Origin of the sequence: Streptomyces bugieae, from assembly GCF_036352915.1 — a bacterium.
In the GTDB taxonomy this organism is placed as follows: Bacteria; Actinomycetota; Actinomycetes; order Streptomycetales; family Streptomycetaceae; genus Streptomyces; species Streptomyces endophytica.
On record NZ_JAZBJP010000002.1, the window covers coordinates 431,732 to 446,278 of the forward strand.

General features: G+C 70.4%; 9 protein-coding genes and 1 pseudogene. 5 read left to right on the top strand and 5 right to left on the bottom strand.

What is annotated here, in order from left to right; translation table 11 throughout:
• The first annotated feature begins 78 nt into the window (after positions 1 to 78).
• Positions 79 to 1,281 carry a carboxylate-amine ligase gene (locus tag V2J85_RS07125; RefSeq protein WP_315975512.1) on the top strand — a complete coding sequence of 401 codons (1,203 nt, stop codon included), beginning with the start codon at positions 79 to 81 and terminating at the stop codon, positions 1,279 to 1,281.
• A 35-nt stretch (positions 1,282 to 1,316) separates the two neighbouring features.
• Here the strand turns inward: V2J85_RS07125 and fabV are convergent, their stop codons facing one another.
• On the bottom strand, positions 1,317 to 2,531 hold the full coding sequence (gene fabV, locus V2J85_RS07130; RefSeq protein WP_330820954.1) for an enoyl-[acyl-carrier-protein] reductase FabV: 1,215 nt from the start codon (positions 2,529 to 2,531) through the stop codon (positions 1,317 to 1,319).
• 356 nt (positions 2,532 to 2,887) lie between these two features.
• On the opposite strand from fabV, the pseudogene V2J85_RS07135 reads away from it, so the two are divergent.
• The 3 genes and pseudogenes from V2J85_RS07135 (at position 2,888) to V2J85_RS07145 (ending at position 5,173) form a co-directional block, all read left to right on the top strand.
• Positions 2,888 to 3,384, top strand: a pseudogene (locus V2J85_RS07135) (SigE family RNA polymerase sigma factor).
• On the top strand, positions 3,377 to 3,823 hold the full coding sequence (locus V2J85_RS07140; protein ID WP_330820955.1) for a hypothetical protein: 447 nt from the start codon (positions 3,377 to 3,379) through the stop codon (positions 3,821 to 3,823). The pseudogene V2J85_RS07135 and the gene V2J85_RS07140 overlap by 8 nt, the downstream one beginning before the upstream one ends.
• A gap of 189 nt (positions 3,824 to 4,012) precedes the next feature.
• Positions 4,013 to 5,173, top strand: coding sequence for a mannosyltransferase family protein (locus V2J85_RS07145; RefSeq protein WP_330820956.1), 1,161 nt, complete (start codon positions 4,013 to 4,015; stop codon positions 5,171 to 5,173).
• Between the two features lie 51 nt (positions 5,174 to 5,224).
• Here V2J85_RS07145 and V2J85_RS07150 read toward each other — a convergent pair whose 3' ends face one another.
• Genes V2J85_RS07150 through V2J85_RS07160 form a run of 3 tightly spaced genes read right to left on the bottom strand, consistent with a single transcriptional unit; the run spans position 5,225 to position 13,348 of the window.
• Positions 5,225 to 5,680: a hypothetical protein gene (locus V2J85_RS07150; protein WP_330820957.1), complete on the bottom strand. Its 456-nt coding sequence runs from the start codon at positions 5,678 to 5,680 to the stop codon at positions 5,225 to 5,227.
• Positions 5,681 to 5,733: 53 nt separating this feature from the next.
• The gene (locus V2J85_RS07155) at positions 5,734 to 10,377 is read right to left on the bottom strand and encodes a hypothetical protein (protein ID WP_330820958.1); all 4,644 of its coding nucleotides are present in this window, start codon (positions 10,375 to 10,377) and stop codon (positions 5,734 to 5,736) included.
• A 16-nt stretch (positions 10,378 to 10,393) separates the two neighbouring features.
• Entirely contained in the window at positions 10,394 to 13,348 is a 2,955-nt protein-coding gene (locus V2J85_RS07160) for a hypothetical protein (protein ID WP_330820959.1), read from the bottom strand.
• A 66-nt stretch (positions 13,349 to 13,414) separates the two neighbouring features.
• Here V2J85_RS07160 and V2J85_RS07165 point away from each other — a divergent pair, with 66 nt between their 5' ends.
• The gene (locus V2J85_RS07165) at positions 13,415 to 13,759 is read left to right on the top strand and encodes a hypothetical protein (protein WP_261957718.1); all 345 of its coding nucleotides are present in this window, start codon (positions 13,415 to 13,417) and stop codon (positions 13,757 to 13,759) included.
• Positions 13,760 to 13,940: 181 nt separating this feature from the next.
• Here V2J85_RS07165 and V2J85_RS07170 read toward each other — a convergent pair whose 3' ends face one another.
• Positions 13,941 to 14,414, bottom strand: a complete 474-nt coding sequence (locus V2J85_RS07170) for a hypothetical protein (RefSeq protein ID WP_330820960.1) — start codon at positions 14,412 to 14,414, stop codon at positions 13,941 to 13,943.
• Between the last annotated feature and the right edge of the window lie 133 nt (positions 14,415 to 14,547).

Below are 14,547 nucleotides of genomic sequence, written 5' to 3' on the forward strand. Positions count from 1 at the left end.
CGGCACTTGATATCGGCGGGTGGCTAACTCGCGTCCGTCCAGGCGGAGTTGCCGTCCCTTCTCGTGCACTATGGGCGCGTGGAGAGCGAAGCTGACCGCCCTGCGAAAGCGAACCGCCACCTTCCCGTCCCCGTCGGCCGCGGCCGGCCCCCTACCGCGGCAGCGGCCGCAAGCCCGCTGACCCTGGGGGTGGAGGAGGAATACCTACTGGTCGATCCGGTGACCCGGGAAGTGAGCCCGCAGGCGCAGAAGGTGGTGGCGCAGGCGTCCTCCGCCGGGCTCGGGGACCGGGTGGGCACGGAGTTGACGTGTTATCAGGTGGAGGCGCGCACCGAACCGCACACCGTCGTACGGGAACTCGGGGAGCAGATCCGGTCGATGCGGGCCGTGGTCGCCGATGCCGCCGGACGTCAGGGACTGCGCCTGGTCTCCAGCGGTGCGCCCGTCCTCGGGCAATCGGTTCCGCCACCCATCACGGAGGGGCCCCGGTACGCCCAGAGCGTCGCGACGTTCCGCGCCCTGGACGACGAGCAGACCGCCTGCGCGTGCCACATCCACGTGGGAATCGCGGACCTGGGCCGGGCGCTCCAGGTCAGCAACCACCTGCGGCCCTGGGTCCCCACCCTCATCTCCCTGATGGCCAACTCGCCGTACTGGAGCGGCAGGGACACCGGCTACGCCAGTTGGCGCGTGATGACCCTGGCCCGCTGGCCGATCTCCGGTCCTCCGCCGTACTTCGAGTCCCCGGCCCATTTCGACGACCTCGTCGGCCGCGCCATCGAGGTGGGAGCGGTCATGGACCGGGGCGGCCTGTACTGGGACATCCGGCCGTCCAGCCATGTGCCGACCCTGGAGGTCCGGGTGGCCGACGCGGCTGCCACCGCTGACGAGACCGTACTGTTCTCCGCCATCGTCAGGGCCATGGTCGCGACCGCACTGAAGGCCGTCGACGCAGGAGAACCGGCACCGCGTCCGCGGCCGGAGCTGCTGCGCGCGGCCTGCTGGCGAGCCGCCCGCGACGGCCTGTCCGGGCAGAGCGTCGACCTGCCCACCAGCCACCTCGTCCCGGCCGGGGCTCGGGTGGACCGGCTCCTGACGTGGATCCGGCCCGCCCTGCGCGCGTACGGCGATCTCGGGTTGGTGCGGTTCGGGTGGTCACGGCTGCGGGCCGTGGGCAATGGCGCCGACCGTCAACGCCTCGCCCATCAGCGCCGGCGCAGCTTGCCGGATGTCGTCGACCACCTGATCGCCGCCGCCTCACCCCCACCGGCCTATCGGTGATCGCGTGCCCCGGCCCACCGGCCGCCGGTCGGGGTTCAGGGCGTGTGGCGGGGCCACGGAACATCGGTGGCGACGGGCGCGGTGTAGTCGACGCCCGGCACGGCGAAGCCGTAGAGGCGCTGGACCTCGCCGTGGAACCAGTCGAGGTCGGCGAGTTGGGCGATGGTGTCGGTGGTGGCGGCCTGCCAGCGTTCGGCGACGGCGGTCTGGACGTCGGGGGCCAGCTCCCAGGTGTCGAGGCGTACCCGGCCGTCGTCGTCCAGGTCGAGCGGACGGGCGCCGGTGAGCCGGTCCCACAGGTCGGTCAGCTGGGCGAGCGGCGGCACCAGTCCCTCGCCGAGGACGCCGCGCAGCAGCCCGACGTACAGGGCGATGCCGGGGATGGCGGTGGAGGACTGGGTGACGGCGGCGCCGTTGACGGAGGTGATCGCACGACCGCCGACGAGCTTTTCCAGGCGCTCGGTCAGGGTGCGGGCGGTGGCTTCCAGATGGGCCTTGGCGGCGCCGATGGTGCCGTGCCGGTAGATCGCGGCCGTCAGGGGGGACCCGATGTAGGACAGGGCCGCGGTGGTGAACCCGTCCGCGAGCAGGCCGCGGTCGGCGAGGTGGTCGATCCACCGCTCCCAGTCGGCGCCGCCCATCACCGCCACGGTCTGCTCGATGTCGTCGCCCGCGGCCGGCTGGGTCTCGACCTCCTTGACCTCGCCCGCGCCCTGGTCGTCGAAGACCAGCGTCTTGGTGCGGTGGGCCTGCCCGATCGGCTTGAGCACGGAGGCGTAGAGGGTCCCGGTGTCGGGGTCGGTGCGGCGGGGCGCGGCGACGGAGTAGATCAGGTGGTCCAGCCGGCCGCCGAACCGCTGCTTGAGGAGGTCCGCGACCTGTTCCTTCATCTCGTCGGCGAAGGCGTCGCCGTTCAGGAAGACCATGTCCCGCCCCGCCTGGGCGGCGAGTTCGGCGGTCGCGGCGGTGCGGTACCAGCCGGCCGTCGCGGTACGCCGTTCGCTCGGGCCCTTCTCGAAGCAGACGCCGATGCCGCGGATCCCGGCCCGCCGGAGGCCGGCGAGGGTGGCGGCGAGCCCGTATCCGGCGGATGAACCGATGACCAGCGCCACCGGGCCGTCCCCCGTCGGCGGCGCCGCGGGGCCGAGCGTGGCCTGCCACATGTCCTCGACCAGGCGCCGGCAGCCGGCCGGGTGGGAGTCGAGGAAGAGGAAGCCGCGATGACGTGGGGTGATGACGCGTTCGGTCACGATGAGTCAGTCCTTAGGTCATTCGGACGTGAAGGTGCGGCGCCGGGCCTGACCGGGCCACCTTGTGGCCGGCGCACCTTGCGGACCTGGGCAAGTCTCCACCGGCACGGACACGGACCGTCACATCGGCGGGCACAGCGATTACGATCTTGGATTGGAGCTTCTCCACTACGTCGCGCGGCTACTTCGCGCAGTTCGCGCAGCCCTCCGCGCATTCATAGGAAGACGGGAGTTGCGCACCGTCCGGTTCCGTCCACCGCCGTGGGGACGCTCACACTTGTTTCTTCGGCTCGGTGTCGACCGGGAGCCCGCTGCCGGGCGTATGCCCGGTGAAGCGAGAGATCCGGGAGTGGCTGTTGACCGTCGAGGAGTTCGAACGTTCTACGCCCAGACGGTCGCGCGGCTCACGGGGCAGTTGTACGTGATGCTCGGCGACCTGCACGAGGCGCAGGACGTGGTGCAGGAGGCGTTCGTGAAGGGCTGGAGCCGGCGTCGGCAGCTCGACCGGGACGGCCAGCCCGAGGCGTGGATCCGCACCGTTGCCTGGCGGCTGGCGGTCAGCCGGTGGCGGTTCCGGCGTCGGTCCGCCGATGCCTGGAAACGCAGGGGTTCCCCACCGCACGTCGAGGGGCCCGGGCCGGAACAGGTGGCGCTGGTGGAGTCGCTGCGTGAGCTGCCGGCGCAGCAGCGCCGGATCCTGACGCTGCACTACCTGTGCGATCTCACGGTCGAGCAGGTCGCCGGTGAGACGGGGCTGTCCGCGAGCACCGTAAAGACCCATCTGACCCGCGGACGGTCGGCCCTCGCTCACCGCCTGCAGGATCCGCGCATCGAGGAGGTCCCCGGTGACTGAGCCCCAGGACCCGTTGCGGTCCCTGTTCCAGCAAGCGGCCCGGGCCGGGCAGGACCACAGCTCCGCGGCACCGGTCGCCCACATCGCCGAACGCGCCAGGCGGGGCCGGCAGCGGCGGATCGCCGGACTGGCCGCGGTGGTCTGCCTGGTGATCGGTGGCGGGGCGGCCGGCGCCGTCGCGCTGCTGCCCGGCCGGCCGGCGCCGCACGTACCGGCGACCAGTCCGTCGCCGAACGGGCCGAAGCCTGCGCCCACCTCCCAGCCTCCGACCGTGCCGACCCCCGGCCGGGGGACGCGGAACGGCACGCCCAGCACCGGGCCGACGGGCGGTCCGCCCGCCCGGCAGCACACCTACCCGGAGCGTACGGCTCCGCCGTCCAGCACGAGCAGCGCGACCGCGACGGGCAGCGCGACCGGATCCGCCACCACGCCGCCCTGACCCGAGCCACCGCATTCCCCGTGACCCGGCGGATCGCCACCGGGCGATCCCGCGCGCCCCCACACACCCCAAGGAGCCCGAAATGCCCGCTGTGCCGCCCGGATTGCGCGCGCGCCCGCCGTCCCCAAGCGGCCCGCGCCGCTGTCCCCGCACCCGCGGCGTCGGCGCGCGGCCACGGCGCCGGACCGTGTGCGGCGGCGTCTCCTCGGACAACCGGCACTGCGTCTCAGCGGCGCCGACCGGGAGATCCTCTGGCTGTACGCGCTGTCCCGAATAGCCGTCTGGATCACTGCCTACTGCGCGCGCTGGCTGTTCCCGTCCACCCCCGACGCCCATGACCCCGGCCCCGTCCTCGCCCCCTTCGAGCGCTGGGACTGGAACCACTTCCTCCATATCGCCCGCGACGGCTACTTCCCGTACGGCGGCGGGCCGTGGCAGAACGGGTGGGACAACCGGGAGGCGTTCTTCCCCGGGTTCCCGATGCTGGTCCGCGCCGTCCATGTCGTCGTACCGGACTGGACGGCGGCCGGACTGCTGATCTCGTTGGTCTCCGGGGCCGTCGCCGTGCTGGCCCTGGCCCGCATCACCCGGCTCCACCTGCCCGATCCCGACGCCGGCCGGCGCGCCGTACTGTTCCTCCTGGTCTCCCCCTGCGCGATCTTCCTGGCCGTCGGCTACACGGAGTCGCTCTTCCTCGCCTTCGCGCTGCCCGCCTGGCTCGCGGCCCGGCAGGGCCGTTGGCCGCTCGCCACCACACTGGCCGCGCTGGCCACGACGGTGCGCATCAGCGGCCTCTTCCTGGCCGCCGCGCTCGCCCTGCAGTTCTTCCTGTGCGTCCGCACCCGCCGGGACCTGCGCCCGCTGCCGTGGCTCGCCCTGCCCGCCCTGCCGGCCGTCCTCTACAGCTGGTACCTGCACTCCCACACCGGCGACTGGATGGCCTGGAAGCACGCCGAAGAACGCGGCTGGTACCGCGTCTTCCACACCCCGTGGGAAGCCTGGTCCCACACCTGGCACCACGCGTTCGGCCACGCCCAGACAACCGGCTACGGCTTCATGTTCCAGGCGGAAATCGCCGCCATGCTCATCGGTCTGCTCCTGCTCGGCCTGATGCTCCGTCAGCATCGTTGGCCCGAGGCCCTCTACCTCGCCCTCAGCCTGTGCGCGCTGGGAACCTCGTACTGGTACATGTCCATCCCCCGCGCCACCCTCCTGTGGTGGCCGCTGTGGATCGCACTGGCCGCCCGCAGCCTGCGCACCCCACGGTTCCACTCCCTCTATCTCGCCCTCGCCACCCCGCTGACCACGGTCTTCGCGCTGACCTTCCTCACCGGACGCTGGGCGGGCTGAGGACGGCCCCGGCTCGGGGCCCCGTCGGCCGGTACCCCGCGCTCCTTGTCCTCACCAGGCAGGCGGCCTGGACCGGTCGCCGCCCTCGTTCTCCTCCGGCCACTCGATGGGGCGGCTGTCCGTCCGGCAGAGGACTCCCGGGTCCGGCGGGTCCCCCGGATCGTCGTACGGCCCGCTCCAGTAGGCCCGCCGGGTACGCGGCAGGGGGATCTCGACCAGCTTCCCGTCGTGGATCATCCACAACCCGAAGCAGTCGTCCTCCTCGTCGTGTATCAGCACCTGCACGGTCTCCGGCCGGGGCCACGGCAAGGACTCCAGATGTCTCAGCAACCCGGTTCTACTGCCCACCCGCACGAACTCGGCACCCCAGCCGAACCCGTAATTGCCGCCGGGCGACATCGCGTAGAAGATGCCCTTCCAGCTACGTGAGTCGTCGTACCGCGTCAGCGGCTCCATGACCTCGTCCGCGTCCTGCGCCAGCACGATCACTTCAGCGATTCTGCTCATGCCCGGGAGCATCACCGCCGGCCCCGGATCCACCAAGCGGGTTTCGCCGCAGGTCAGCGGTGAGGGAACCCGCCGAACCCGCCACCGAACCCACCGCCGGGCCCACCGCCGTGTTCGCCCGGCCCGTCGTGGCCGTCATGGTCGTGCCCGTCGTGCCCGTCGTGCCCGTCGTGCCCGTCGTGCCCGTCATGGTCGTGCCCGTCGTGGTCGCCGCCCGGGCCGCCCGGTCTGCGTGGGAGGGTGACGGTGTCGCAGTAGATCACCGGGCCGGGGGTCGTGGGCGGGGTGGAGCCGTCGGGGCGGATGCCCTCGGTTTCGAGGACCATCAGGCGCAGCGGCACTCCGCGGCGTACGGGCGGTATCGGGATCTGACCCGTGTAGAAGGGCGTTCGGGAGGACTCCGCGTCGATCGAGGTGAGCTGGGTGGTGGTGTCTTCGAGGGTGACCCAGCCGAGGTCCTCGTCGTCGACCAGGCTGTTCCGGCGTTGCAGCGTGGCGGTGACACTCGGCGGCAGGGAGCCGGTGGGGTCCCAGGAGGGGCCGGTGAGGCTGATCGACAGCGGATCGCCGGGCGTGACCCTCAGTTCGCGGTCGGGCAGGGTGCGCACCAGGTCGGCGAGGACGACCTTGGAGATCTCGGCTCCGAGGATCGATTCCGGCTGGTAGCGGACCAGGGCGAGCCGCACGAAGGGCAAGCAGGCGTCCCCGGTGTCCAGGTCCAGGTCGCAGAACCAGCGGCCGACCTTGTTCTCGTCCTCGCCGGGCTTGGGAGTGGCAGCTTCGAACTGCGGGGTGAAGCCGACGACCGTGACCGGGAGGGGGCCCGACGGCGTGGGAAGGGAGAGTGGGCCGGACTGCCGCTCCGCGTTGGTGAACATCTCCGGGGTCGGTGCGAAGACCGGAGCGGAACGGTGGATGGGGTCGCGGCCCATCAGGGTCACCCGGGAGTCCCGTGCGGACGCGGGGTCGCCTCCCGGCGGTTCGCCGATAACGACGCCGAGCAGTTCGCCGTCTCCGGACGAGAACCAGGAGCGGTCCAGGTACACCCGGATTCCGCGACCGCGCCGTTGGTGGACGATGGGACCGGGCGGCCCGCCGACGTGCTCCAGGGTGAGCGTGGGCACGCAGTACAGCAGCCGTGGCGCCATGGGGGGCTTGCTGCTCGGCACCGAGTGCTCCTGCGCCTTCCCCTCTACGGTCAGCACGTTCTGGCCGGGCGTGGCGAACTGCGGTGGGAAGTAGTCCGCGAACTTGCTTCCGGCCACCGGGTGGTAGCGCACCGTCCGGTGTTTGGTGTCGCCGAATTCATGCTTCGCGGGTTGGGGCGGGGCGGTCGGGTCGGGGGGCTTTCCCGGTTGCGCGGCCGCGGCGGCGGCTGCGGCGTCCGCCTTCGCCTTGTCCTCCGCCGCCTGGGTGCTGAAGGTCAGGACCCCGTTCTGGAGGAGGGAAGGTTCGGCACCGGGGACGCCGTTTCGACTCGCCCTCGCCGTCAGCAGATCGAACACCGGGGCGGCCATCTCGCGTTCGCTGCGGCCCCCGGCGCCGGCGTCCGTCACCTCGGTCCACTCGGCGATCAGGTCGATCCGGTCCGTAGTGCCCTCGTCCAGCGCGACGGAGCCGGCGAGGTGCTCGGCCGTCGCTCCGGAGGCACGGGGGATCGCCGACTGCATAAGGGTCAACACTGGTGATTTCAGGGGCTGTTGGACCGCATGGACCAGTGTGAGTTCGTGCCAGGGGGTGAACATCCAGTGCCGGCTGGCTGCGGCCAGGGCCAGCGTGTCATCGGTTCTCCGTGACTCCGCCGCTCTCCTCGCCGCCACGTCCCCTTCCGTCTCGGACGCGAGCCTCGGTACCGACTCCTGCTCCCGGCACCACCCGGCCATGCCCATGATCTTCTCGTCGAAGTCGATCCTGGAGCACACCCGGACGGTCGCCACGACCCCCTTCGGCAGCGATACGGTCAGCACCCGGGACGCCTCGTCGAAGCGGGGCGGGGCGGTGCCTTCGGCCAGCCGCAGCCGCAGGGATCGGGGGCGGTGCCAGACCTCGCCGTCCGAGGGGACCGGGAAGGGCTCCCCGTCGGGCATACCCGGCAGATCCAGGAAGACGGCGCCCCTGTACAGCGGGTCGGGAAGGTAGGGCAGTTCGACCTGCTCACCCGTGTGCAGAACGGTGTTCACCGGGTTGTCGGGGTCCGCCGCCGGCGACTTGATCGGCTCCGCTCGCACGTCCTGCTGGGTCGAGGAGCTGTCGCTCAACGAGCCGCTCTCCCGTGTGGCCAGATCGTAGGCCGCGTCCTGCGCGTTCTGATCCGTGGACCCGATGGCCCCGTCCAGCATCCCATGCCGCTCGATGCACTGCAGCGACGCCTTCGGCGCCACCACATGGCGTTCGTCGGTCCCCCGGTATGGACCGTGTCCTTCCGCGGTGACCAGTGACGACCGGTTGAAGTCCGCGGCATACTGCTCCGCTGTCCTGCCGGCTCCGGTGCCGGCCGCAGCGCTGGTTCCGGTGCCGCCAGTGCCACAGTCGACGGCGAAGCCCCTGTTGCGGCCGAGTTCGGTGAGGGACTTGCAGCCGGGATCGCCGTCGGCGTCGCTACCCGTGAAGCCCTGGGCGCGCTGTTCTTCGGCGTACGCGGCCTTGGTCTCGTTGCCGAAGACTCCGTCCGCGCCGTGCGGAAGGGAGCGTCCGTTGTCCACGAGGGCCTGCTGGACGATGCGCACCTCGTCGTTTTTCTTACCGAACTGGACATTGGCCAGGTGGACCGTGACTCCCGTTCCGGCGCCGGCCGGGGGCGGGTCGGCCCCCGGGCTGCTCCGGATCACCATCCGGAAGGCCGAGGCGCCTTCCTCGAAGGCAAATCTGGGCACTATGGCCGGCGCCAGGACGGGCTCGAACCTCTGGAAGGGCTGGAGTCCGGCCCCGCCGGGGAGCATCAGGGCCGCTGCGTCCTTCGGTGCGGCGGCGGTTTCCGCCTTCAGGACGGCGTCGGCCTCCTCCCTGGTCAGGCCGTTGCCCGCCAGGTCGACCGTGCGCAGCCGTACGCGATAGTGGTGGCCGATCCGCAGCATGGGCAGCGAGCCCGGCTGTGGCTTGGGCGTGATCTCCAGCGGCAGTTGCGTCTGCGCCGTGTTGTTGAGCGGCTTCGGCTGGTTGGGAGGGCGGTGGTCCTTGACGGACCCCTCGTCGATGTCCAGTACCAGGCCCGGCCGGGGCGCGGACAGCGACCATCCATCCCAGGTGACCAACTGCTCGGGCACGTAGAGGTGGTCGGAGTTGTTGGCGTCGCTCGGCGGTGAGGCCAGATGGGCCTGGAAGAAACCTTCGTCCGAAGCCGTGAGCAGGACCGGCCCGCCGTGTGGCTGCCGGTACTCCACGACGCGCTCGTGCAGGGAGAACCACCTCTGTCGTTCGTCGTCCCAGATGTCCATCCGGTGGCCGCGGATCAGGTCCTCGGCGACCAGTTCGGGCGGCGCCTCGGGCTCCTGACCTTCGTGTGGGACGGCGCCCCCCGGAGATTGCGGACCCGGCGAACCCTGCCCGTTCTTCTGCTGCTCGACCACGCGGGCGAAGGCACCGTCATGCTCGACCGCCCGCGTGAAATCCTCCGTGAGGCTGTCCAGACGCCCACCCCTGACCAACGAGATCCCGTGGGTACGCACCGGGGACAGTCCGGTGGCGTCCTTGGCGGGCGAGAGCATCTTGCGCGCGGCGCCGTCGATGTCGGCCTGCTCGAGCGCAAACTTCTCTGCCACCGCCACCAGGCCGCCGGACGGCGGCGGCAGCGGCTCCTCGTCCGTGAGGGCCTTCGCCCCGGCCACGAAGGCACGGCGGTCCGGGAGGAAGACGTAACGAGTGCGAGGGGCCACATCGTGCGAACGATCCCCCAGTGCGGGCTTCCAGTGCGGGGTGACGGTCAGGATCCGCTCGCCCGAGGAGACGGGAAGCAGACTGGTCGGCAGGACGAAGTCAAGGACGAGGCCGAGGGCCCGGAGCAATTTCGGATGGTCACCGAGCGAGGTGAGCATCTGATGGAAGTCGGGATCCTGCTTGGGCGGACGCGGCCGCCGGATCGGCTCTCCATTGGCGAGCGTGGCGACGGGGGGCATGTCGAGCGTGTGGAAGTCGTGCAGCGCGATCAGCTGCGGAGGCATGGGCGGCTCGTCGTCCGCGGCGGGGTCGCCGGTCCCCGTGGCCACGTCCCTGATGCCGGTTGAGGCGTCACTCTCTGCGCGCAGCAGCGCCCTGGTGGAGGGCGCTGTCTCGGGCGACATCTTGGCTGCCGCCACGTACCTTTCCTTGGTGAACGTGCGCACTTCGTTCGCCGAGTAGGTGTGGAATTTGTCCGGGTCGGTGTGGCTTTCGAAGACGTAGGGGTCCACCGGCGTGTTCGTGCCGAAGAGGCTCTTCCACAGGTCGGTGTCGGGAGGCGGGCCCAACGGCTTCAGACCGGTGACGAAGGGCGCCGAGGTTGCGGAAGTACGTTCCCCGGTGCCGAAATCGAAGGTGGCCGCCGCGACCCTCTCCGTCCAGGTAAGGAAATCGGGGAAGTGCGGTCCCAGCGTGGTGCGCGTCGTCGTCGCGTCGGTGGTCACCAATCGTGGGGCGATGAACACCGACACGGTGGCCTGAGTGCCGTCCTTCGAAAGACCGTCGGGGAGAACGGTCCAGCTGCTGTGCTGTTCGAAGCCCATGGTCGTCTCCCGTGGCTCACGCGGCGAACGCCGCGCAGTACTCGCGCCAGTCATGTTCTTTCGAGATGCACTGGGCGAAGGTCGGGTCACCCGGCGCGCCCGAGAAACTCCGCTCCAGTTCGAGCTTGACGGACTTGCTGAAGAAGGCGATCCGCACGCTGACCGTGAGGGTGCCCCGGCCGCGGACCACCGACTGACCGTCGTGCTTTTCGTAGCTGAGCTCCAGATAGAACTCCACGGACACCGTGACAATGCCCAGCACGGTCAGGAATCCGTTGCACCGCAGATATCCGCCCAGCGTGACGTCACCGTCGGCGAACAGGAAGTGGATGCCCGCCATGACCGACACGCCGCCGCTCGCGACCCCCAGGTCCAGTGCTGCGCTGCCGCCGAACTCAAGGGCACCCTCGACCTCCCGCACGCCGCCGGTGTCGACCAGCATGGAGAAGTAGCCGCCACCCCCGAACAAGGAGACCGTGACGTTGAAGGGGTGCTTCTGCTCGGAGACCGAGAAGCGGAAAGAGACCGGCCTGCGGTCGAAGGGAATCTCCACCGCCGCCGCCAGCGCGAGGTTGGACAGCATGAAGCCGCCGAGCGGGATGGCGGGCACGGCGAGTGTGTAGCCCGCGCGGATACCGCTGGGCTGGACGTCCAGGAAAGCGCCGGGACCGAAGACGTCGGCGGGCAAGGCGGTGCGCAGGGTGTTGATGAACTCCAGCTCGTTGCTGAACTTCAGCTCCACACCGGAGGCCGACACCTCGGGTTTCTTACCCGGGCCGGTGCTGAACTTCAGTTCGGCGAACTCCACTCGGGCCATACCGAAGAAGTTCATCGCGAAGTTGGTCAGTTTGCCGTCCACGGTGGCCTGGTCGACGGCGTCCTTGGAGCGGACGGTGCGGGCGTCCAGGACCAGTGAGGCCTTGGACACATCGAGGAGGGCGTCCGGGTCCGGCTTGTTGTCGGGCGGAACCCTCGGCGGATCCAACGGAGGCTTCCACACATACCGCAGTTCCTTGCCCTGGCCGTCGATCAGGTCGCGGATGCGCAGCACGGGGGCCGGCAGCTGGCCCTTCGCGTCCTTGAGTATGGCCGCGATCTCCTCGTCGCCGAGCTGACGCAATGTGTCGAAGTTGTCCTTGACCAGGCCCTTCAGGTACGTACTGAGGTCGATGCCGAGAATTTGGGCCCCGCCGAAGGCCTTCTTGATGGTGTCGATGTCTTTCGCGCCGACGACCGCCCCGGTGCCGTCCGTGGCGAAGACGTCCGGGACGACGCCCGCCCGGCTGGTGATCGTCTTCACCGCGGAGTTGGGGCTGGAGAGTCCGCCGGCCTGCTCGGCCCCGAAGGTGAGGTTGAGCGCCGTCTGCAGATCCAGGTACGCGCCTGCCGGATGTCCCTCCATGGTCTGCTGGAGATACGTGGGGTTGAAAACGACCTGGAGATCACCGCCCTTCGGGGTGAACTGCTCGACGGCGGGGACGCGTACCGCCGCCTCGCGCACACAAGGCTGGCCCACAACGGGGGTGCCACTGCCACCCTGGGGGCCGAGCGCGAAGCTGCCGAGTCCGAAGGTGAGGGTCCCGACCGCGTGGCTGGTGCTGCCGGGGGCGTCGACGGGCGGCTGTGCCATGGCCATCACTTGGCCGTTCATCGAGCGTTGCAGCCGGTCGCCCAGTGTGGGTTCTTTGTGCGTGTCGTACGCCTCCGCCAAGCGCTTCTGTTCGTCGAGCGTTCCGTCCTTCACGAACACCAGCGGCATCGTGAAACTGACCTTACGGCCCTCGCTGTCTGTGCCGATCAGGGTGAACTCGAAGTCCTTGAGGGAGTCACGGAGACGGATCCAGAAGACGTCGGGGTTTTCGTCGTGCGGTGCGATCAGAGGGGTGACGCGATCGGTGATGCGCAGCGAGCGGAAGGGCATTTCGCGTCCTGCGTGCGGGAAGCCGGTTTCGGCTCCGTACTGGACCTCCGGCTGCTTGACGACGATGTACTCGTCCTGCTGCAGGTAGGCGACGATCCCGTCGTCCGGCCGAGCGATGAATACGCGCCTGGTCTCCGTCACGTCCAAGGCTTCATGACCTGTGCACAAGCATCCGTGGTCGACGACGCGGATGTATTGGTCCCGTCCCAGGCCCGTGATGTGGTCGTACGCCACCAGGCTGGGGAGGTGACGCCCGACTTTCTTGTACCGTTCTTTCTCCACCTCGGTATCGGGCGGACTCCCCCATGCACCGTGCAGGTGGACCGAGGAACCCTGAGGCGTGACGATGAACTGCTCGGCGTGCAACGGCGCGCTGGGGACTTTGATGGGCACGTCGCCAGGTGGGACCAGCATGATCTGACTGGTGAGGGTGACGAGGTCCGCCAGGTTCTCGGGACGGATCGGGCTGTTCCCGGGCAGCACCCCCTGGCCCCCGGTCGTCGCGAAGGCCCGCAGCTGGACGTCACCGTCCCGTCGACTGTGCGACTGCAATCGGGCGTGCCACAACGCAGTGCGCCCGTCGGCCTGTTGGGGTTGGGTGCGGCCGATCCAGTCCACTGGTTCGTTGTAGGTGAGCAGCAAACGGGTGGGGAATTCGATGACGCTTCCTGGGATGCCCTGGAAGATCGTCGATCCTGGTGGGTCCGGGCTCTGCGGACCCACCGGCACCATCATCGGCACCAGGCTCGCCCAGTCGAGCAGCGCGTCCAGGGACAGTTCCAGGCTCGGGGTATCGGCCGGCAGCGAGAAGGCCAGGCGGGTCGAGCCGGCGGTGAATGCCTTCATGGGGCCGAGGGCGCTGGCGGGCAGTTGCCCGGGGACCTCCTCCAGCACATGCTGCGGCGGCAGCCCCACGAGGACGAACGCGGGCTCATTCCGGTCCCGCCGCTCCAGGTGGTGACTGACGAAGTGCAGGTTGACCAGTGCGATGTCGACGACGAGCATGTCGGCCGGCCGCACTACTCGGAACGGCCCCTCCGCGACGTCCACCTCGTGCGGTGGAGGGGGCTCCGGGGGCCCATCGGGCCCGGGATGCGGACCAGGACCAGGGCCCGGATGCGGACCGGGGCCAGGGCCAGGGCCCGGATGTGGGCCAGGACCGTGCGGCGGGCCGGGATGCGGGCCGTGCGGCGGGCCGAACCCGCCACCGGGGCCCCCACCACCGAAACCGCCACCCCCGGGGCCTCCGCCGAAGCCGCCACCCCCGGGGCCACCGCCGCCCCCGCCGAACCCACCGCCCCCGAAGCCGCCCCCGAAGCCTCCGCCCCCGAACCCTCCTCCGCCGCCGGCGCGGTCGCCGCGCTCGCCGCCGTGGTCATCGTGCCGGCCCTCCCCCTCATCGGGATGGTTGCGCAGTTCTTCCCCGAGCCTCAGGGAGACAGGACGACGGGTACGGAATGACATGGGGAACGCCTCACCCGAGCTCATGGGAGTGGTGAAGAGTGGTGAAGAGGTCGTGCGACCGGTGAGGTGCGGCAGAGGCGCCTTCACCTCTCTTCCATGCTCACTCCGGTGGTGGAGGCCCGCCACTGGGGAGCGGGAGGGCGGCCGGCGACGCGGCGGTGCCTGGCGCTGACAGCCGTCACTCCTCCTCGACGACCAGGCCGGACAGCTCCGTCGCCGCATCGGCCAGGGCGGCCGGGTACGCGTCCCCGATCAGCGACGAGGTCTCGCCCGGGACCTCGTCGGCCTCCAGGATGGGGTGCGACATCCCGACGTCGAACGGGGACAACACGTCGTCAGCCGCACCGGTGACGGCCGCAATCATGCTCTGGAGCGACGACGAGGGGGACTGTGCGGGGTTGTCGGGCGGGTCGCCCCAATTGCCCAGGAACCACTGCTTGAAGTCATCGAGCGTCACCGAACCGAAGTCCGGCGGGTGCTGGGCGGTGTAGTCCCTCCAGGCGTCGTTGAGACCGGAGGCCAGGCCCTGGAGGGTCTGCTGGGCGGCGGCCGCCGCGTCGGCGTTCTGCTGCACGGCATCGGCCTGACTGTCCGCCGCGTCGACGTGCCGGCGGACCCCCGCGGCGTCCGAGCCCGACTGCGACCTCTCCAACCACGGTGACATCCCGTCGAGTTGTCGGCGAGCGCAGCCGGCGGCGACCGAGTGCGGGCCCGCGGCCGGGGGTCTAGCGTGGAAAGGGAGCCGCCGTGCCGCCCCTGACCCGGACGACGTCCCGGCCCACCAC

Excerpts from the sequence above, each read along its gene's own strand:
- V2J85_RS07150 (WP_330820957.1), bottom strand. The coding sequence starts at position 5,680 with ATGAGCAGAATCGCTGAAGTGATCGTGCTGGCGCAGGACGCGGACGAG.
- V2J85_RS07155 (WP_330820958.1), bottom strand. The coding sequence starts at position 10,377 with ATGGGCTTCGAACAGCACAGCAGCTGGACCGTTCTCCCCGACGGTCTT.
- V2J85_RS07165 (WP_261957718.1), top strand. The coding sequence starts at position 13,415 with ATGCGGACCGGGGCCAGGGCCAGGGCCCGGATGTGGGCCAGGACCGTG.